Annotated in this window: 16 protein-coding genes; 14 read left to right on the top strand and 2 right to left on the bottom strand. The window is 71.9% G+C overall.

Annotated elements, in window-relative coordinates:
• The first annotated feature begins 77 nt into the window (after nucleotides 1–77).
• Genes ABZY31_RS04420 through ABZY31_RS04405 form a run of 4 tightly spaced genes read left to right on the top strand, consistent with a single transcriptional unit; the run spans nucleotide 78 to nucleotide 4,074 of the window.
• Nucleotides 78–1,235 (top strand): acyl-CoA dehydrogenase family protein, encoded by a 1,158-nt coding sequence (locus tag ABZY31_RS04420; RefSeq protein WP_356404684.1) that lies wholly within the window; start codon nucleotides 78–80, stop codon nucleotides 1,233–1,235.
• Nucleotides 1,236–1,262: 27 nt separating this feature from the next.
• Nucleotides 1,263–2,141, top strand: coding sequence for an acyl-CoA thioesterase II (locus ABZY31_RS04415; RefSeq protein ID WP_356404682.1), 879 nt, complete (start codon nucleotides 1,263–1,265; stop codon nucleotides 2,139–2,141).
• A 27-nt stretch (nucleotides 2,142–2,168) separates the two neighbouring features.
• Nucleotides 2,169–3,188, top strand: coding sequence for a cation diffusion facilitator family transporter (locus ABZY31_RS04410; protein ID WP_356404680.1), 1,020 nt, complete (start codon nucleotides 2,169–2,171; stop codon nucleotides 3,186–3,188).
• Between the two features lie 37 nt (nucleotides 3,189–3,225).
• Nucleotides 3,226–4,074, top strand: coding sequence for an SDR family NAD(P)-dependent oxidoreductase (locus tag ABZY31_RS04405; protein WP_356404678.1), 849 nt, complete (start codon nucleotides 3,226–3,228; stop codon nucleotides 4,072–4,074).
• A gap of 34 nt (nucleotides 4,075–4,108) precedes the next feature.
• Here ABZY31_RS04405 and ABZY31_RS04400 read toward each other — a convergent pair whose 3' ends face one another.
• Together ABZY31_RS04400 and ABZY31_RS04395 are read right to left on the bottom strand one after the other, a co-directional pair.
• Nucleotides 4,109–4,903 (bottom strand): phosphatase, encoded by a 795-nt coding sequence (locus tag ABZY31_RS04400; protein WP_356404676.1) that lies wholly within the window; start codon nucleotides 4,901–4,903, stop codon nucleotides 4,109–4,111.
• Nucleotides 4,904–4,992: 89 nt separating this feature from the next.
• Complete coding sequence (locus tag ABZY31_RS04395) at nucleotides 4,993–5,571, bottom strand: TetR/AcrR family transcriptional regulator (RefSeq protein ID WP_356404674.1); 579 nt, start codon at nucleotides 5,569–5,571, stop codon at nucleotides 4,993–4,995.
• A 91-nt stretch (nucleotides 5,572–5,662) separates the two neighbouring features.
• Here ABZY31_RS04395 and ABZY31_RS04390 point away from each other — a divergent pair, with 91 nt between their 5' ends.
• The 10 genes from ABZY31_RS04390 to ABZY31_RS04345 all read left to right on the top strand — a co-directional run bounded on the left by ABZY31_RS04390 (nucleotide 5,663) and on the right by ABZY31_RS04345 (nucleotide 18,971).
• Nucleotides 5,663–7,279, top strand: coding sequence for a carboxyl transferase domain-containing protein (locus ABZY31_RS04390; RefSeq protein WP_356404672.1), 1,617 nt, complete (start codon nucleotides 5,663–5,665; stop codon nucleotides 7,277–7,279).
• 23 nt (nucleotides 7,280–7,302) lie between these two features.
• Nucleotides 7,303–9,384, top strand: a complete 2,082-nt coding sequence (locus ABZY31_RS04385; protein WP_356404670.1) for a biotin carboxylase N-terminal domain-containing protein — start codon at nucleotides 7,303–7,305, stop codon at nucleotides 9,382–9,384.
• 11 nt (nucleotides 9,385–9,395) lie between these two features.
• A complete protein-coding gene (locus ABZY31_RS04380; RefSeq protein ID WP_356404867.1) occupies nucleotides 9,396–10,316 on the top strand; it encodes a hydroxymethylglutaryl-CoA lyase in 921 nt (306 codons plus the stop codon).
• A 4-nt stretch (nucleotides 10,317–10,320) separates the two neighbouring features.
• On the top strand, nucleotides 10,321–11,481 hold the full coding sequence (locus ABZY31_RS04375) for an acyl-CoA dehydrogenase family protein (RefSeq protein WP_356404668.1): 1,161 nt from the start codon (nucleotides 10,321–10,323) through the stop codon (nucleotides 11,479–11,481).
• A 173-nt stretch (nucleotides 11,482–11,654) separates the two neighbouring features.
• On the top strand, nucleotides 11,655–12,692 hold the full coding sequence (locus ABZY31_RS04370; protein ID WP_356404666.1) for an ABC transporter substrate-binding protein: 1,038 nt from the start codon (nucleotides 11,655–11,657) through the stop codon (nucleotides 12,690–12,692).
• 88 nt (nucleotides 12,693–12,780) lie between these two features.
• Nucleotides 12,781–13,680, top strand: a complete 900-nt coding sequence (locus tag ABZY31_RS04365) for a siderophore-interacting protein (protein WP_356404664.1) — start codon at nucleotides 12,781–12,783, stop codon at nucleotides 13,678–13,680.
• A 129-nt stretch (nucleotides 13,681–13,809) separates the two neighbouring features.
• Nucleotides 13,810–15,309, top strand: a complete 1,500-nt coding sequence (locus tag ABZY31_RS04360; RefSeq protein ID WP_356404662.1) for an aspartate aminotransferase family protein — start codon at nucleotides 13,810–13,812, stop codon at nucleotides 15,307–15,309.
• Entirely contained in the window at nucleotides 15,293–16,612 is a 1,320-nt protein-coding gene (locus tag ABZY31_RS04355) for a SidA/IucD/PvdA family monooxygenase (RefSeq protein WP_356404660.1), read from the top strand. Before ABZY31_RS04360 ends, ABZY31_RS04355 begins: the two co-directional genes overlap by 17 nt.
• The gene (locus tag ABZY31_RS04350; protein ID WP_356404658.1) at nucleotides 16,609–17,193 is read left to right on the top strand and encodes a GNAT family N-acetyltransferase; all 585 of its coding nucleotides are present in this window, start codon (nucleotides 16,609–16,611) and stop codon (nucleotides 17,191–17,193) included. Before ABZY31_RS04355 ends, ABZY31_RS04350 begins: the two co-directional genes overlap by 4 nt.
• The gene (locus ABZY31_RS04345; RefSeq protein ID WP_356404656.1) at nucleotides 17,190–18,971 is read left to right on the top strand and encodes an IucA/IucC family siderophore biosynthesis protein; all 1,782 of its coding nucleotides are present in this window, start codon (nucleotides 17,190–17,192) and stop codon (nucleotides 18,969–18,971) included. Before ABZY31_RS04350 ends, ABZY31_RS04345 begins: the two co-directional genes overlap by 4 nt.
• Nucleotides 18,972–19,038: the final 67 nt, after the last annotated feature.

The following is a 19,038-nucleotide window of genomic DNA, read 5'->3' as shown; positions in this document are numbered from 1 at the left end:
GGGACAACTCACCGGTAACTTAATCTGAGCAAGCGCTTAGATTGGGCGGCTGACTGCCGCGACGAAGGGAGTCGGCCGTGCGCCGTACGGTGTTCAACGAGGACCACGAGGCGTTCCGCGAGACCATCCGCGCCTTCATCGAGGCCGAGGTCGTCCCCGTCTACGACGAGTGGTTCCAGGCCGGCCAGGCTCCGCGCGAGTTCTACTACAAGCTCGGCGAGCTGGGCGTCTTCGGCATCAACGTGCCGGAGGAGTTCGGCGGCGCGGGCCTGGACACGCACAAGTTCGAGGCCGTCCTCTACGAGGAGACCTCGCGCGCCGGCGTGAACTTCGGCGGCTCCGGCGTGCACGTGCTGCTCGCCCTCCCCTACATCAAGATGCTCGCCAACGACGAGCAGAAGAAGCGCTACCTGGAGAAGTTCGTCACCGGCGAGGAGATGTGGGCCCTCGCGATGACCGAGCCGGGCACCGGCTCCGACGTCGCGGGCATGAAGACCTCCGCCAAGCTCTCCGAGGACGGCACGCACTACGTCCTCAACGGCGCCAAGACCTTCATCACCGGCGGCGTGCACGCCGACCGCGTGATCGTCTGCGCCCGCACCTCCGCCCCCTCGGCCGAGGACCGCCGCTTCGGCATCTCCCTCTTCGCCGTGGACACCAAGTCCGAGGGCTACTCGGTCGGCCGCAAGCTGGACAAGCTGGGCCTGCGCACCTCCGACACCGCCGAGCTGGCGTTCGTCGACGTGAAGGTGCCGGTCGAGGACCTGCTCGGCGAGGAGAACAAGGGCTTCTACTACCTCGGCGCCAACCTGCCCTCGGAGCGCTGGGGCATCGCCTTCGGCGCGTACGCCCAGGCCAAGGCCGCCGTCCGGTTCGCCCAGCAGTACGTGACCGACCGCACCGTCTTCGGCAAGCCGGTCGCGCACTTCCAGAACACCAAGTTCGAACTGGCCTCCTGCCAGGCCGAGGTGGACGCCGCCGAGGCCGTCGCCGACCGCGCCCTGGAGGCCCTGGACGCCGGTGAGCTGACCGCCGCCGAGGCCGCGTCCGCGAAGCTGTTCTGCACCGAGGTCGCGCACCGCGTGATCGACAAGTGCCTCCAGCTGCACGGCGGCTACGGCTACATGAACGAGTACCCGATCGCCCGTCTGTACGCCGACAACCGCGTGAACCGCATCTACGGCGGCACCAGCGAGGTCATGAAGTCCATCATCGCCAAGTCGATGGGCCTGTAAGGGACGTACGGCGCGCAGCCTTCCACGGTGAACGACGCACTGACGACGCTCCTCGATCTGCTCGACCTGGAGCAGATCGAGGAGAACATCTTCCGCGGTACCAGCCGTTCGGCGCTGGTACCGCGCGTCTTCGGCGGTCAGGTCGCGGCCCAGGCCATGGTCGCGGCCGGCCGTACCGTGCCCGAGGACCGCACGGCGCACTCGCTGCACTCGTACTTCCTGCGCGCCGGTGACCCCGGCGCGCCCATCGTCTACTCCGTCGACCGGATCCGCGACGGGCGCTCCTTCACCACGCGCCGGGTCGTCGCCGTCCAGCACGGGCAGCCGATCTTCCACCTCTCGGCGTCCTTCCAGACCGCCGAGGAGGGCCTGGACCACCAGGCCGCGATGCCGGACGCGCCCGATCCGGAGACCCTGCCGACGGCCGCCGAGTCCCTCCCGCGCTACCGGGACGTCTTCCGCGACCCGGGCACGGTGGAGCGGCTGATCGAGGCGCGGGGCGCGGTGGACCTGCGGTACGCGACGACCCCGCCGTGGGGCAGCGTCGGCGAGCCGGTCGAGCCGCGCTCGCAGGTGTGGTTCCGGACCGCGGGCAAGCTGGAGAGCGACGACCCCCTGCTGCACACCTGCCTGGCCACCTACGTTTCGGACATGACCCTGCTCGACTCGGTGCTGCTCGCGCACGGCCGGGGCGGCTGGGCGGTCGGAGACGTCGTCGGCGCCTCGCTGGACCACGCGATGTGGTTCCACCGGCCGTTCCGCGCGGACGAGTGGCTGCTGTACGACCAGGAGTCCCCCTCCTCGGCCGCCGGCCGGGGCCTGGGCCAGGCCAGGATCTGGACCCGGGAGGGGCGGCTCGCCGTCACCGTCATCCAGGAGGGCGTGGTGCGCGTCCCGCGCGCGTAGCGCGGGCGGCGCTTGTACCGTCGGCTCATGTCGAGCAGCGAGCACGAGGGCCCCGGCCATGCGGGCCGCGGCGACGAGCGCGCCGGCGGCGAGAGCGTCGGCACGGTCCTCGTCGCGGTGGTCACCAACCTGGGCATCGCCGCCGCGAAGGCGGTCGGCGGGATCGTCAGCGGCTCCAGCGCCATGCTGTCCGAGGCCGCGCACTCGGTGGCCGACACGGTGACCGAGGTGCTGCTGCTGGCCTCGCTGAAGCGCAGCGCGAGACCGGCGGACGAGGCCCATCCGCTGGGTTACGGACCGGAGCGCTACATCTGGGCGCTGCTGGCCTCGATCGCCACCTTCGTCGGCGGCGCGGTGTTCGCGGTGTACGACGGGATCCACACACTGGTGCACGGCGAGGATCCGGGGAACCCGGCGCTGTCGTACGTCATCCTCGGCGTCGCGTTCCTGCTGGAGGGCTACTCGCTGCTGGTCGCCTGGCGCCAGGTGACGGGCGAGGCGGCCCGGATGCGGGCGCCGCTCGGCCTGTACGTGAAGCACACGCCCGACACCGCGGTGAAGGCGGTCCTGCTGGAGAACGTGGCCGCGCTGATCGGGCTCGTCCTGGCCGCGGGCGGCCTGCTGGGCGCGCAGCTGACCGGGTCCGGGGCGTACGACGGGATCGCGTCGCTGCTGATCGGACTGCTGCTGGTCGCGGTGGCGTGGGAGCTGGGCCGCTCGAACGCCCAGTACCTGATCGGCCGCCCGCTGCCGGCGCCGATGCGGGCCGAGGTCCGCGAGGAGCTGCTGTCCGTGCCGCACATCGAGGGGGTCCTCGAACTCACCACGCTGGTGCAGGGGCCGGACGAGGTGCTGATCGCGGCGAAGATCGACTTCCACGACCTGGCGTCGGCCCGCCAGGTCGAGGCGGCGTGCGAGGACGCGGAGGCCCAGCTGCGCGAGCGCTGGCCGGCGGTCCGCCGCGTGTACCTGGACCCGACCCCCACCCCGGGGCGGACGCCGACGCCGGCCCCGGCCGCTCCGCCCGCCCCCGCGGACGGGCCCTGAGCCCGGCCCGGACCGTTCCCGTACCCAGGAGAACCCCATGACCCGCAAGACCGTCCTCATCACCGGCACCTCCTCCGGCATCGGCCTGGCCGCCGCGGTCGGGGCCGCCCGGGCGGGCTGGCACACCGTCGCGACGATGCGCGACACGGGCCGGGCCGACGCCCTGCGCCGGGCGGCCGAGGAGGCGGGCGTGTCCGGCCTCGTGGAGGTCGCGCGCCTCGACGTCACCGACGCGGCCTCGGTCGCCGAGTGCGTGGCCGGGGTGGTCGCCCGGCACGGCCGGCTCGACGCGGTCGTGAACAACGCGGGCGCCGGGTTCGCCGGCACCGTCGAGCAGCAGGGCATGGGGCCGGTCCGCGCCGCGATGGAGGTCAACTACTTCGGCGTCGTGGAGGTCACCCTCGCGGCGCTGCCCCACCTGCGGGCGTCGGGCGGCCGGATCATCACGGTGACGAGCGTCGGCGGGGTGGTCGGCCAGCCCTTCAACGAGGCGTACTGCGCCGCCAAGTTCGCCGTGGAGGGCTTCATGGAGTCGCTCGCCCCGGTCGCGGCGAGCGTCGGCGTCCTGGTGTCGGTGGTCGAACCGGGCGCGGTCACCAGCGAGTTCGTGGCGAGCCAGCGGCTCGACGTCCCCGCGATGGTGGAGGCGGCCGGTCCCTACGGCGGCGCGCTGCGGGCGTACGTCGAGCACGCGATGTCCTCGTACGGGGCGGACACCTCGCAGACCTCCGCCGAGGCGGCCGGACCCGTCGTCGCCCTGCTGGACGCGCCCGAGGTGCCGCTGCGGGTCCAGACCTCGCCGTGGGCCCGGGACTTCGTCGCGGCGAAGCTGGCCGACCTCGACGGCTCGGCCGTCCAGGCCGTCACGACCGGCTGGCTCCGCTGAGCGGCGGCCGCCGGGGCCCGCTGCGCCGCGCGGGTCAGCCGGACAGCCCCGCCGCGTCCAGCAGGTACGCCACCAGCGGGTCGTAGTGCCGCGGGTCCCGCACGTGGTCGTCCAGCGGCACCGCCACCTGGAGGGTCCCCTCGGCCTCGCCGAGGAAGAGCGCCGGGTCGTTGCAGTCGGCGTACCCGACCGCGTCCAGGCCCCGCTGGGCCGCGCACCCGGCCCACCCGTGGTCCGCGACGACCAGGTCCGGCAGCGGCCGCCCCTCGGCGGCCAGGGCGTCCAGGATCGCGGCCATCGGGTTCGGCGAATGGGTGTGCCACAGGGTCGCCCCGCGCTCCAGCACCGCCACGTCCGCGAACTGCCACACGGAGCCCTCGTCGGCCATGAGCCCGGCCGGGATCACCACGATCTCGCAGCCGGCCGCCCGCAGGGCCGCCGCGGTGGCGCGGTGCACGTCGAGCAGGCCGCCCGGGTGGCCGGTCGCGAACAGCACGCGCTGCTGGTCGAGGGCGGCCTTGCGCAGCCGGGCCGCCATCCGGTCGAGGGCGTCCAGGGTCAGCTCGGGGTCGATGGTGTCCTGGCCGGACATCTGCGCCGGGTCGTCGACGACCCCGCAGCGCTCCGCCATCACGGCGAGGACGTCCTGTTCGTCCGTCCAGCGGTCGCCCAGTTCCAGGCCCAGCCAGTAGTGGCGGTCGCCGTTGGCGAGCTTGCGGTAGTGGGAAAGGTTGTTCTCGCGCGGCGTGGCGACCTGTCCCGCGATCCGGGTGCGGACCAGGTGATCGACGAGTTCGGCGCGGCTGGGTACGGACGTCTCTATCGGCATGGGGGCCATTCTGCCGCCGGAGGACCGGACGCGTCCGTTCCGTCCCGGCCGGCGGACCCCGCGGACCGGCTTCCCGCCGCGGCCCCACCTCACCCCGACAGCGCCCCGAACGCCCCGTGCGCCACCCGGCGCAGCAGCGACTCGGTGGCCTCGCGGCCGAGCGGTCCCAGGTGCGGGGTCGAGTTCAGCAGGCCGAAGACGGCGTGGACGCAGATGCGCACCTCCGCCTGCGGCACCAGCGGGTGCAGCTCCCGCACGACCTCGACCCACAGCTCCACGTACTGGCGCTGGAGCTGGCGCACCAGCTTGCGGTCGGCGTCCCGCAGCCGGTCGAGCTCGCGGTCGTGGACGGTGATCAGCGCGCGGTCGTCGAGCGCGAAGTCGATGTGCCCGTCGATCAGCGAGGCCAGGACGGAGGCGGGGTCCCCGGCGGCCTCGGCCACCCGGTGGCGGCCGCCGGTCAGCAGCCGCTCGCTGATCCCGACGAGCAGCTCGGCGAGCATCGCGTCCTTGCCCGCGAAGTGGCGGTACAGGCCGGGGCCGCTGATGCCCACCGCGGCCCCTATCTCATCCACGCCGACCCCGTGGAAACCACGCTCGGCGAAGAGACGAGCGGCCTCGTTGAGGATCTGCTCGCGACGGGTGGGGACGGCCGCTCCGGTGTTCATGGGAATCCATTCTAGACAGGGCCGTTAGCGGTCGTTAACCTATGGCGCGTAAGGCGTTAACGCTCATTAACCGAGCAAGGGAGCTCGAGCGATGCAGCAGGCACCAGTGCTGACGACCGCCGCCGATCCGGCGTCCGAGGCCTGGCGGACCAACGAGGCCGCCCACCGCGAGCTGACCGAGGGGCTGCGGGCCCGGCTCGACGCCGCCCGGCTCGGCGGCGGCGAGAAGGCCCGCGCCCGCCACACCGCCCGCGGGAAGCTCCTGCCGCGCGACCGGGTGGACGCCCTCCTGGACCCCGGTTCGCCGTTCCTGGAGCTGGCGCCGCTGGCCGCCGAGGGCATGTACGGGGGCGCCGCCCCGGCCGCCGGGGTGATCGCGGGCATCGGCCGGGTCAGCGGGCGCGAGTGCGTGATCGTGGCGAACGACGCCACCGTCAAGGGCGGCACGTACTACCCGATGACCGTCAAGAAGCACCTGCGCGCCCAGGAGGTCGCGCTGGAGAACCGGCTGCCCTGCCTCTACCTGGTCGACTCCGGCGGCGCCTTCCTGCCCATGCAGGACGAGGTCTTCCCCGACCGCGAGCACTTCGGCCGGATCTTCTACAACCAGGCGCGGATGTCCGGCGCGGGCATCCCGCAGATCGCCGCCGTCCTCGGCTCCTGCACCGCGGGCGGCGCCTACGTCCCGGCGATGAGCGACGAGGCCGTCATCGTGCGCGGCCAGGGCACCATCTTCCTCGGCGGGCCCCCGCTGGTGAAGGCGGCCACCGGAGAGGTGGTCACGGCCGAGGAGCTGGGCGGCGGCGAGGTCCACTCGCGGACCTCCGGGGTCACCGACCACCTGGCCGAGGACGACGCGCACGCGCTGCGGATCGTCCGCAACATCGTGGCCACGCTGCCGGCGAAGGCGGCCCCGCCGTGGTCGGTGGAGGCTCCCGAGGAGCCGAAGGCGGATCCGTACGGCCTGTACGGCGCGGTGCCCGTCGACTCCCGCACTCCCTACGACGCCCGCGAGATCATCGCGCGCCTCGTGGACGGCTCCCGCTTCCAGGAGTTCAAGGCCGAGTTCGGGCAGACCCTGGTCACCGGCTTCGCCCGGATCCACGGCCACCCGGTCGGCATCGTCGCCAACAACGGCATCCTGTTCTCCGAGTCCGCCCAGAAGGGCGCCCACTTCATCGAGCTGTGCGACCAGCGCGGCATCCCGCTGCTCTTCCTCCAGAACATCTCGGGCTTCATGGTCGGCCGGGACTACGAGGCGGGCGGCATCGCCAAGCACGGCGCGAAGATGGTCACCGCCGTGGCCTGCACCCGGGTCCCGAAACTGACCGTGGTCGTGGGCGGTTCGTACGGCGCGGGCAACTACTCCATGTGCGGCCGGGCCTACAGCCCCCGCTTCCTGTGGATGTGGCCCAACGCCAAGATCTCCGTCATGGGCGGCGAGCAGGCCGCCTCCGTGCTGGCCACCGTCAAGCGCGACCAGATCGAGGGCGCCGGCCAGGAGTGGCCCGCCGACGACGAGGACGCCTTCAAGGCCCCGATCCGCGCACAGTACGAGGAGCAGGGCAACGCCTACTACGCCACCGCGCGGCTGTGGGACGACGGGGTCATCGACCCGCTGGAGACCCGGCAGGTCCTGGGACTCGCCCTGACCGCCTGTGCCAACGCGCCCCTCGCCGAATCGGCTTTCGGCATCTTCCGGATGTGATGTGTGACGTGAGGACCTCTTCGATGTTCAGCACTGTTCTGGTGGCCAACCGGGGCGAGATCGCGGTCCGGGTCATCCGTACGCTGCGGCGCCTCGGCGTGCGCTCGGTCGCCGTGTTCAGCGACGCGGACGCCGACGCGCGCCACGTGCGGGAGGCGGACACGGCCGTCCGGATCGGCCCGGCGGCGGCCGCCGAGAGCTACCTGTCGGTGGAGCGGCTGCTGGATGCCGCCCGCCGCACCGGCGCCGAGGCCGTCCACCCCGGCTACGGCTTCCTCGCGGAGAACGCCGCCTTCGCCGCGGCCTGCGCCGAGGCGGGGCTCGTCTTCATCGGCCCGCCCGCCGGCGCGATCTCCCTGATGGGCGACAAGATCCGCGCGAAGGAGACGGTACGGACGGCAGGCGTACCGGTCGTCCCCGGCTCCTCGGGCAGCGGGCTCACCGACGCCGAACTGACCGCCGCCTCCCGGGAGATCGGCATGCCGGTCCTCCTCAAGCCCTCGGCGGGCGGCGGCGGCAAGGGCATGCGGCTGGTCCGCGACGAGGCCCTGCTCGGCGAGGAGATCGCGGCCGCGCGGCGCGAGGCGCGGTCCTCCTTCGGCGACGACACCCTGCTCGTGGAGCGCTGGGTCGACCGCCCGCGGCACATCGAGATCCAGGTCCTGGCGGACGCCCACGGCCACGTCGTCCACCTCGGCGAGCGCGAGTGCTCCCTCCAGCGGCGCCACCAGAAGGTCGTCGAGGAGGCCCCGAGCGTCCTGCTGACCCCGCGGATCCGGGCCTCGATGGGCGCGGCGGCGGTGGAGGCGGCCCGGTCCTGCGGGTACGTCGGCGCGGGCACCGTGGAGTTCATCGTGCCGGGCGGGGACCCGTCCTCGTACTACTTCATGGAGATGAACACCCGCCTCCAGGTCGAACACCCGGTCACCGAGCTGGTGACCGGCCTGGACCTGGTGGAGTGGCAGCTGCGGGTCGCCTCCGGCGAGCCCCTCGGCTTCGGCCAGGACGACATCGCCCTCACCGGCCACGCGATCGAGGCCCGCGTCTGCGCCGAGGACCCGGCGCGCGGGTTCCTGCCCTCCGGCGGGACCGTGCTCGCGCTCTCGGAGCCGAACGGGGGCGCGGTGCGCACCGACTCCGGGCTGACGGAGGGCGTGCCGGTCGGCAGCACCTACGACCCGATGCTGTCGAAGGTCATCGCCTACGGGCCGGACCGGGCCAGCGCCCTGCGGACCCTGCGGGCGGCGCTCGCGGACACGGTGATTCTGGGCGTCCAGACCAACACCGGCTTCCTGCGGCGCCTGCTGGCCCACCCGGACGTGGTCTCGGGCGACCTGGACACCGGGCTGGTGGAGCGGGACCTCGCCAAGCTCCTGCCGCAGGGGGTCCCGGCCGAGGTGTACGCGGCGGCCGCACTGCTGGCCGCGCCCGAAGACGGCCCGGCGGCGCAGGGATCGTGGGTCGACCCCTTCGGCGTCCCCAACGGCTGGCGCCTGGGCGGCACTCCCGCCTGGACCGTCCACCACTTCCGCCTCCCGGGCGCCGACCCGGTCGAAGTCCGCACCCGCCCCTCGGGCCAGGACACGGAACTGCTCCTCGCCGCCGAGCCACTTCCAGCCGCACCGGCACATCCAGCCCCGCCGGCGTTTGAGGCGCGGGGCCCGGGGCGGAGCCCCGGCACACCGGCCCGCGGCCGCATCGTCACCCGCACGCGGAACACCGTCACCCTCGAACTCGACGGCATCACCCACCGCTTCACCCACACCCCCTCCCCGGAGGGGACCTGGCTCGGCCGCGACGGCGACACCTGGCACGTCCAGCGCCACGACCCCGTCACCGCGTCCCTCACCGGCCGCGGCCGCTCCGGCGCCGACACCCTGGCCGCCCCCATGCCCGGCACCGTCACCGTCGTGAAGGTGGCCGTCGGGGACGAGGTGGCCGCGGGCCAGAGCCTCCTGGTCGTGGAGGCGATGAAGATGGAGCACGTCATCTCCGCGCCCCACGCCGGCACCGTCACCGAACTCGACGTGACCCCCGGCACCACGGTCGCCATGGACCAGATCCTGGCCGTGGTCACCCCCGCCGCAACCGGGGAGGACAAGTGAACGGGCTCCCGATGGCCGTCCCCGCAGCCGGCCTCCCGGCCCGGGTCCGCATCCACGAGGTGGGTGCCCGCGACGGCCTGCAGAACGAGAAGACCTCCGTCCCCACCGCGGTGAAGGCGGAGTTCATCCACCGCCTCGCCGCTGCGGGCCTCACGACCATCGAGGCGACCAGCTTCGTCCACCCCAAGTGGGTGCCCCAGCTGGCGGACGCGGAGGACCTCTTCCCGCTGCTGTCCGACGTCTCCGCGGAGCTGCCCGTCCTCGTGCCCAACGAGCGCGGCCTGGACCGGGCGCTGGCCCTGGGCGCGCGGCGGATCGCCGTCTTCGGGTCCGCGACCGAGACCTTCGCCGCCCGCAACCTGAACCGCACCGTCGCGGAGTCCCTGGCCATGTTCGAGCCGGTCGTCGCCCGCGCCAAGGAGGCCGGCGCGCACGTCCGCGGCTACCTCTCCATGTGCTTCGGCGACCCGTGGGAGGGGGCCGTCCCGGTCCGGCAGGTCGTCACGGTCGCCAAGGCCCTGCTCGACCTCGGCTGTGACGAGCTGAGCCTCGGCGACACCATCGGCGTCGCGACCCCCGGCCACGTCGGGGCGCTGCTCACCGCGCTGAACGAGCGGGGCGTGGGCACCGGCCTGATCGGGGTCCACTTCCACGACACCTACGGGCAGGCCCTGTCCAACACCCTGGCCGCGCTCCAGCACGGGGTCGCCGTCGTCGACGCCTCCGCGGGCGGCCTCGGCGGCTGCCCGTACGCCAAGAGCGCCACCGGCAACCTCGCCACCGAGGACCTCGTGTGGATGCTCGACGGCCTCGGCATCGAGACCGGGGTCGATCTGCCCGCCCTCACCGCCACGAGCGTGTGGATGGCCGGACAGCTGGGGCGGCCCAGCCCCTCCCGCACCGTCAAAGCCCTCTCCCACAAGGAGCAGTAGACCCATGCCCCTCGACCACCGGCTCACCCCCGAGCACGAGGAACTCCGCCGCACCGTCGAGGCGTTCGCGCACGACGTGGTCGCCCCGAAGATCGGCGACCTCTACGAGCGGCACGAGTTCCCGTACGAGATCGTCCGCGAGATGGGCCGGATGGGCCTGTTCGGCCTGCCCTTCCCGGAGGAGTACGGCGGCATGGGCGGCGACTACCTCGCGCTCGGCATCGCCCTGGAGGAGCTGGCCCGCGTCGACTCCTCCGTCGCCATCACCCTGGAGGCGGGCGTCTCGCTGGGCGCCATGCCCATCCACCTGTTCGGCACCGAGGAGCAGAAGCGGGAGTGGCTGCCGCGGATGTGCTCCGGCGAGATCCTCGGCGCCTTCGGCCTGACCGAGCCCGACGGCGGTTCGGACGCGGGCGGCACCCGCACCACGGCCGTCCGGGACGGCGACGAGTGGGTGATCAACGGGTCGAAGTGCTTCATCACCAACTCCGGTACGGACATCACCGCTCTGGTGACGGTCACCGCGGTCACCGGCCGCAAGGCGGACGGCCGCCCCGAGATCTCCTCGATCATCGTGCCGTCCGGCACCCCCGGCTTCACGGTCGCGGCGCCGTACTCCAAGGTCGGCTGGAACTCCTCCGACACCCGCGAGCTGTCCTTCGCCGATGTCCGGGTGCCGCTCGCCAACCTGGTGGGCGCGGAGGGCCGGGGCTACGCCCAGTTCCTGCGGATCCTGGACGAGGGCCGGATCGCCATCTCGGCGCTCGCGACGGGCCTGGCCCAGGGCTGTGTGGACGAGTCGGTGAAGTACGCCAAGGAGCGGCACGCCTTCGGCCGCCCGATCGGCGACAACCAGGCGATCCAGTTCAAGCTGGCGGACATGGAGATGCGCGCGCACATGGCGCGCCTCGGCTGGCGGGACGCGGCGTCGCGGCTGGTGCACGGGGAGCCGTTCAAGAAGGAGGCGGCGCTCGCGAAGCTGTACTCCTCGACGGTAGCGGTCGACAACGCCCGCGAGGCCACCCAGATCCACGGCGGGTACGGCTTCATGAACGAGTACCCGGTGGCCCGCATGTGGCGGGACTCCAAGATCCTGGAGATCGGCGAGGGCACCAGCGAGGTGCAGCGCATGCTCATCGCGCGCGAACTGGGCTTCGCCGGCTGAACCGAGGCCCCGTACATACGGAAGACCCGGCGTCCGTCGCTCACGCGGCGGGCGCCGGATCACGTTTCGAGCCGGAAGTTAGGACCCCCTTACCCAGAGGGCATGAGGTTAGGCTAACCTTCGTTGCGAACGGCCGAGAGCGGCCCCTGCAACGCACGAAAGCGGACACCCACATGCCCAAGTCCCGGTCCTCCCTCCTCACCCGCCGCGGTCTGATCGCCGCGGGCGGCGCCCTCGGTCTCGTCGCCGCGCTCACCGCGTGCGGCGGCTCCGACGCGAAAGCGGAGAAGGGCGGGTCGGACGCGGCCGGCGCGAGCGCGGGCGCCTGGACGTTCAAGGACGACCTCGGCAAGGACGTCTCGCTCAAGGCCAAGCCGAAGAACATCGTCGCCTTCACCGGCACGGCCGCCGCGCTGTACGACTACGGCATCCAGGTCAAGGGCGTGTTCGGGCCGACGACCCTGCCGGACGGCAAGCCGGACGTGCAGGCCGGTTCGATGGACGTGAAGAAGGTCGAGATCCTCGGCAACGTGTACGACCAGTTCAACGTGGAGAAGTACGCGGCCCTGCAGCCCGACCTGCTGCTCACCAACACCTGGGACGGTACGTACTGGTACGTCCCGGAGGCCTCCAAGGACAAGATCCTGAAGCTGGCCCCGGCCGCCGCCATCGCGGTGGGCGGTGACGTCACCCTCACCAAGCCGCTGGAGCGGATGGCCGAGCTGGCGAAGTCCCTGGGCGCCGACATGAACGCGAAGAACGTCGTCGACTCCAAGGCCCGCTTCGAGGCGGCCTCCGCCAAGCTGCGCGCGGCGACCAAGGCCAACCCGGGCGTCAAGGTGCTCGTCGGCTCGGGCGCGGAGGAGATGTTCTACGTCTCGACCGCGAAGACCTCCGCCGACCTGAAGTACTTCGAGGAGCTGGGCGTCGAGTTCGTCACCCCCGAGAAGCTGGACGCGGGCGGCTTCTTCGAGAGCCTCAGCTGGGAGAACGCCGGCAAGTACAAGGCCGACGTGATCATGCTCGACAACCGCAGCTCCGCCCTCCAGCCGGAGGCCCTGAAGGCCAAGCCGACCTGGAACGAACTGCCCGCCGTCAAGGCCGGCCAGGTCATCCCGCGCGTCACCGAGCCGATCTACTCCTACGACAAGGCCGCCAAGCTCGTCGAGGACCTGGCCGCCTCCATCGAGAAGGCCAAGAAGCTCGGCTGAGCCCGGCAGTGGTGGCGGACGCCGCCCGCGCCCGCCACCGCGCCCGCTCCGGCCGCCGCACGCACCGACTCCCAGGGGGACCCTCCGCATGACCGTCACCGCACCGGCCCCGGCCGCCGTCGCCCACTTCCGGTTCTTCGCGCTCGACGTGCTGCGCACCCGGCGCCTCGGCCACTCCTTCCTGCGCGTCACGTTCGGCGGCCCCTCGCTCGCGGACTTCCGTTCCGGCGGCTACGACCAGAGCCTCTCGCTCTTCCTCCCGCCGCCCCACCGGGAGCACACCGTGCTCCCGTCCACGGACGAGGAGACCTGGTTCGGCGCCTGGCGGGCGATGCCGGAGGAGGAGCGTCCGGTGATGCGGTCGTACACCGTGCGCGAGCAGCGGCGCACGGAGGAGGGCGTGGACGAGATCGACATCGACTTCGTCCTGCACGGGGACGGGAGCCCCGCCTCCTTCTGGGCGGGCAGGGCGGTTTCCGGCCGCCGGATCCTGGCGATCGGCCCGGCCGTCGCGGAGAACAAGTCCGTCCGCTTCCAGCCGCCCGCGGCCACCGACCTGATCCTGATGTACGCCGACGAGACCGCGCTGCCCGCGGCCGCGGCGATCCTGGACCGGCTCCCGGCCGGCGCCCGGGTCAGGGCCTGGTTCGAGGTGCCGCACGAGGACGACCGGATCGTGCTCCCGACCGCGGCGGACGCGGACATCACCTGGATCGTCCGCACGGAGCCGGGCTCCGGGCGCACCGACCAGGTCCTCCGGGTGCTGCGCGCGGCCGAAGCGCCGCACGCGCAGGCCCCGTACGCGTGGATCGCGGGCGAGGCCGGCACGGTGCGGGCGGTCCGCCGCCACGTCGTGCAGGAACGGTGCGTCGACCGACGGGCGGTGCGCTTCACCGGGTACTGGCGGCTCGGGACCAGCGAGGAGCAGCTGCTCGCCGAAGCGTACGCGGGCGAGGCGCCCAGCGAGGAACCCGACTCCGCGCTGTAGTACGCGACATGGGAGAGGGGCCCCGGCTTTGGCCGGGGCCCCTCTCTATTTGGTGCACGACTTAGGTTAGGCTAACCTAATCAACGCCAGCCCACTCCCCGCCTCTTCCCCGCCCGGAGGAACCAGTTGATGCGTCAGCATCTGCTCAACGAGACGACCGCGGACCTCTACCGGCGTTCCGTCACCGAGGGCGTCGCACGCGTGGCCGCCAAGATCGCCACCACGGAGCGCCCCCACACCGGCATCTCCGTCGACGCACTCGCCCCGGTCATCAACGGGATCGACCTCGACAAGCCGCTGGAGGACCCGGCCCTCGTCCTGGACGAACTGGAAGAGGTCTACCTGCGCGACGCGGTGTACTTCCACCACCCGCGCTACCTCGGCCACCTCAACTGCCCGGTCGTCATCCCGGCCGTCCTCGGCGAGGCGGTCCTCTCCGCCGTCAACTCCTCGCTCGACACCTGGGACCAGTCCATCGGCGGCACGCTCATCGAGCGCCGCATGGTCGACTGGACCGCCCGGCGCATCGGCCTCGGCCCCCGCGCGGACGGCGTCTTCACCTCCGGCGGCAGCCAGTCGAACTTCCACGCGCTGCTCCTGGCCCGGGACGAGGCCTGCCGGACCGTCATGCAGGCCGGCCAGGGTGCCCAGGCCGGCCCCACCAAGGCGCAGGTGCTCCCGAAGCTGCGCATCTTCGCCTCCGAGTGCAGCCACTTCAGCGTCAAGAAGTCGGCCGCCATGCTCGGCCTCGGCTACGAGGCGGTCATCTCCGTCCCCTGCGACGGCAAGCGCCGCATGGACACCTCGGTCCTCGCCCTGGAGCTGGAGGACTGCGTCCGCGAGGGCCTCGTCCCGATGGCGGTCGTCGCCACCGCGGGCACCACCGACTTCGGGTCCATCGACCCGCTCCAGGAGATCGCCGACCTGGCCGCCGAGCACGGCGCGTGGATGCACGTGGACGCCGCCTACGGCTGCGGCCTGCTGGCCTCCCCCACCCGCCGCCACCTCCTCGACGGCATCGAGCGGGCCGACTCGGTCACGGTCGACTACCACAAGTCGTTCTTCCAGCCCGTCTCCTCCAGCGCGATGCTGGTGCGCGAGCGCGACACCCTGGGGCACGCCACCTACCACGCGGACTACCTCAACCCGCGCCGGATGGCCGAGGAGCGCATCCCCAACCAGGTCGACAAGTCGATCCAGACCACGCGCCGCTTCGACGCGCTCAAGCTCTGGATGACCCTGCGGGTGATGGGCGCGGACGGCATCGGCTCGCTCTTCGACGAGGTCGTCGACCTGGCCGCCGAGGGCTGGAAGCTGATCGCCGCCGACCCCCGCTTCCAGGTCGTCGTCGAACCGCAGCTCTCCACGCTGGTCTTCCGTTACGTCCCCGGCCCGGACGCGGGCGAGTTCCGCGCCGACCTGGTCGACGAGGCCAACCTGCACGCCCGCAAGGCCCTGTTCGCCTCGGGCGAGGCGGTCGTCGCCGGCACCAAGGTGGACGGCGACCAGTACCTCAAGTTCACCCTCCTCAACCCGCAGACCACGACGTCCGACATCGCGGCCGTCCTCGACCTGCTCGCCGCGCACGCCGAGCAGTACCTGGGAGAATCCCTTGTCCACGCCTCGTGACCTCCGTGAACCCCGCGGGCCGCACGATTTCATCGCCATCGGACTCGGTCCCTTCAACCTGGGACTGGCCTGCCTGACGGCGCCGATCGACGAGCTCGACGGCCTGTTCATCGAGTCGAAGCCGCACTTCGAATGGCACGCCGGGATGTTCCTGGACGGCGCGCACCTGCAGACGCCGTTCATGTCGGACCTGGTCACGCTGGCCGACCCCACCTCGCCCTTCTCCTTCCTGAACTACCTGAAGGACAAGGACCGGCTGTACTCCTTCTACATCCGGGAGAACTTCTACCCGCTGCGCGCCGAGTACAACGACTACTGCCGCTGGGCCGCCGACCGGCTCGACAACGTCCTGTACTCCACCTCCGTCACCGAGGTCACCTACGACGAGGCCGCCGGCCTGTACGAGGTCCACACCGACCAGGGCTCCGTGCACCGTGCCCGCCACCTGGTCCTCGGCACCGGCACCCCGCCCTTCGTCCCGCAGGCCTGCGCGGACCTGGGCGGCGACTTCACGCACAACTCCGCCTACATGCGCGGCAAGGCGGAGCTGCAGAAGAAGAAGTCGATCACCCTGGTCGGCTCGGGCCAGAGCGCCGCCGAGATCTACTACGACCTCCTCTCCGAGATCGACGTACACGGCTACCGGCTCAACTGGGTCACCCGCTCGCCGCGGTTCTTCCCGCTGGAGTACACCAAGCTAACGCTGGAGATGACCTCCCCCGAGTACGTGGACTACTTCCACGCGCTCCCCGAGGACACCCGCTACCGCCTGGAGACCTCGCAGAAGAACCTCTTCAAGGGCATCGACGGCGAGCTGATCAACGCCATCTTCGACCTGCTCTACCAGAAGAAGGTTTCCTCGCCGGGTCCGGTCCCGACCAGCCTGCTGACCAACACCTCGCTGAACTCCGCGGCCTACGACACCACCGCGGGCGCGTACACGCTGGGGCTGCGCCAGGAGGAGCAGGAGCGCGACTTCACCCTCGTCACCGAGGGCCTGGTCCTGGCCACCGGCTACAAGTACACCGTGCCGGAGTTCCTCGCCCCGGTCCGCGACCGCCTCAACTTCGACTCCCACGGCCGCCCCGACGCGGCCCGCAACTACAGCATCGACACCACCGGCCGTGGCGTGTTCCTCCAGAACGGGACGGTCCACAACCACTCGATCACCTCGCCCGACCTGGGCATGGCCGCGTACCGCAACGCGTACATCATCGGGGAGCTGCTCGGCCGCGAGTACTACAAGGTCGAGAAGTCCATCGCGTTCCAGCAGTTCGCCGCCCCGGAAGGCAGCCTCGCATGAGCACCACCGACGTCTTCTTCACCCGCACCGATCCGGCCCTCGGCACCTTCGCCCTGCGGCCGCTGGACCCCCTCGTCGACGCGGAGACGCTGCACCGCTGGGTCACCGATCCGAAGGCCGCGTTCTGGATGATGCAGGACGCCTCGCTGCCGGACGTCGAGCGCGAGTACATGAGGATCGCCGCGGCCGAGCACCACGACGCGTTCCTCGGCCTGCACGACGGCCGCCCGGCCTTCCTGATGGAGCGCTACGACCCGAGCCGGGTGGAGCTGGCCGGCCTGTACGACGCCCGGACCGGGGACGTCGGCATGCACTTCCTGGTCGCTCCGAGCGACCGGCCGGTGCACGGCTTCACCCGCGCCGTCATCACCACCGTCATGGCGGCCCTGTTCGCGGACCCCGCCACCGCGCGCGTGGTCGTCGAACCCGACGTCCGCAACACCGCCGTGCACGCCCTCAACGCGGCGGTCGGCTTCGTGCCCGACGGCCCCGTCACCAAGCCGGAGAAGGAAGCCCTGCTGAGCTTCTGCACCCGCGCGCAGTTCGAGGCCGCCACGGCCGCGCAGGGGGCCTCCATATGAACCTCGCCGACGCCGTCTCCCACCTCTCCCCCGCACTGTGGGAGCGGGCCAACCGCGCCCTCGTCCGCAAGGGCCTCGCGGAGTTCTCGCACGAGCGCCTGCTGACCCCCGAGCCGCTGGGCGACGACCGCTACGCCGTCCGCAGCGACGACGGGAGCGTGGAGTACCGCTTCACCGCCCGGCGCCGCGCGCTGGACCACTGGGCGGTCGAGGAGTCCTCGGTCAGCCGCCACCGGGACGGCCGCGAACTCCCGCTCGACGCGCTCGACTTCCACATCGAGCTGCGCGAGACGCTCGGACTGAGCCCCGAGGTGCTGCCGGTGTACCTGGAGGAGATCTCCTCCACGCTCGCCGGATCGGCGTTCAAGTACACCAAGGAGCAGGTCCCGGCCGCCGTCCTCGCCACGTCCTCCTTCCAGGACATCGAGACCGGCATGACAGAGGGCCACCCCTGCTTCGTGGCCAACAACGGCCGCCTCGGCTTCGGCGTCGACGAGTTCCGCTCCTACGCCCCGGAGGCCGCGAGCCCCGTCCACCTCGTGTGGGTCGCCGCGCACAAGGACGTCTCCACCTTCACCGCGGGCGCGGGCCTGGACCACGACTCCTTCGTCCGCGCGGAGCTGGGCGAGAAGGCGGTCGAGGGCTTCGCGGCGCGCCTCGCGGAGCTGGGCCTGGACCTCGCGGACTACCACCTGATGCCGGTCCACCCCTGGCAGTGGTGGAACAAGACCTCCGTCACCTTCGCGGCCGAGATCGCGAACCGGCGGCTGGTGCTGCTCGGCGAGGGCGAGGACGCCTACCTCGCCCAGCAGTCGATCCGGACGTTCTTCAACACGAGCGCGCCCGGCAAGCACTACGTCAAGACGGCGATCTCGGTCCTCAACATGGGCTTCATGCGCGGCCTCTCCGCCGCCTACATGGAGGCCACCCCGGCCATCAACGACTGGCTGCACCAGCTGATCCAGAGCGACGAGACGCTGCGCTCGGTCGACTTCTCGATCATCCGCGAGCGGGCGGCCATCGGCTACCACCACCGCCAGTACGAGCGCGCCACCGACCGGTACTCCCCGTACCGCAAGATGCTGGCCGCGCTGTGGCGCGAGTCCCCGGTGGAGTCCCTGCGCGACGGGGAGCGCCTGGCCACCATGGCCTCGCTGCTGCACGTCGACTCCGAGGGGCGGTCCTTCGTGGGCGCCCTGATCGAGGAGTCCGGGCTGAGCCCGGCCGAGTGGCTGCGCTCCTACCTGCGCGCCTACCTGGTGCCGCTGCTGCACTGCTTCTACCAGTACGACCTCGCCTACATGCCGCACGGCGAGAACACCATCCTCGTCATCGAGGGCGGCGTGGTGAAGCGGGCGGTCTTCAAGGACATCGCCGAGGAGATCGTGGTCATGGACCCGGACGCGGTGCTGCCGCCCGCGGTCGAGCGGGTCCGGGCGGACATCCCGGAGGACATGAAGCTGCTGTCGATCTTCACGGACGTCTTCGACTGCTTCTTCCGCTTCCTGGGCTCCATTTTGGAAGAGGAGGGCATCTGCGAGGAGGCCGTCTTCTGGCGGGCGGTCGCCGAGTGCGGGCACGCCTACCAGGAGTCGATGCCGCAGCTCGCGGAGCGCTTCGAGCGCTACGACCTCTTCGCCGAGGAGTTCCAGCTGTCCTGCCTGAACCGGCTCCAGCTGCGCAACAACAAGCAGATGGTCGACCTCGCCGACCCGGCCGCCGCACTCCAGCTGGTCGGCACCCTCAAGAACCCCGTCGCGCCCTTCGCGCGGCGGTGACCGCGGGCCGGGCGCGCCGTGCGATACGGTCCCTCGCACAGCGCGCCCGGCCTCCCCGGCCCCCGGA

This window comes from Streptomyces sp. NPDC006529 (genome assembly GCF_040611795.1).
GTDB lineage: Bacteria > Actinomycetota > Actinomycetes > Streptomycetales > Streptomycetaceae > Streptomyces.
Note: the sequence above shows the minus strand (reverse complement) of the source record. Positions and strands in the feature narration are given on the sequence as shown.

Coding starts and splice junctions, on each gene's coding strand:
- ABZY31_RS04410 (WP_356404680.1), top strand. CDS start 2,169: ATGTCGAGCAGCGAGCACGAGGGCCCCGGCCATGCGGGCCGCGGCGAC.
- ABZY31_RS04405 (WP_356404678.1), top strand. CDS start 3,226: ATGACCCGCAAGACCGTCCTCATCACCGGCACCTCCTCCGGCATCGGC.
- ABZY31_RS04400 (WP_356404676.1), bottom strand. CDS start 4,903: ATGCCGATAGAGACGTCCGTACCCAGCCGCGCCGAACTCGTCGATCAC.
- ABZY31_RS04395 (WP_356404674.1), bottom strand. CDS start 5,571: ATGAACACCGGAGCGGCCGTCCCCACCCGTCGCGAGCAGATCCTCAAC.
- ABZY31_RS04390 (WP_356404672.1), top strand. CDS start 5,663: ATGCAGCAGGCACCAGTGCTGACGACCGCCGCCGATCCGGCGTCCGAG.
- ABZY31_RS04385 (WP_356404670.1), top strand. CDS start 7,303: ATGTTCAGCACTGTTCTGGTGGCCAACCGGGGCGAGATCGCGGTCCGG.
- ABZY31_RS04380 (WP_356404867.1), top strand. CDS start 9,396: ATGGCCGTCCCCGCAGCCGGCCTCCCGGCCCGGGTCCGCATCCACGAG.
- ABZY31_RS04375 (WP_356404668.1), top strand. CDS start 10,321: ATGCCCCTCGACCACCGGCTCACCCCCGAGCACGAGGAACTCCGCCGC.
- ABZY31_RS04370 (WP_356404666.1), top strand. CDS start 11,655: ATGCCCAAGTCCCGGTCCTCCCTCCTCACCCGCCGCGGTCTGATCGCC.
- ABZY31_RS04365 (WP_356404664.1), top strand. CDS start 12,781: ATGACCGTCACCGCACCGGCCCCGGCCGCCGTCGCCCACTTCCGGTTC.
- ABZY31_RS04360 (WP_356404662.1), top strand. CDS start 13,810: ATGCGTCAGCATCTGCTCAACGAGACGACCGCGGACCTCTACCGGCGT.
- ABZY31_RS04350 (WP_356404658.1), top strand. CDS start 16,609: ATGAGCACCACCGACGTCTTCTTCACCCGCACCGATCCGGCCCTCGGC.
- ABZY31_RS04345 (WP_356404656.1), top strand. CDS start 17,190: ATGAACCTCGCCGACGCCGTCTCCCACCTCTCCCCCGCACTGTGGGAG.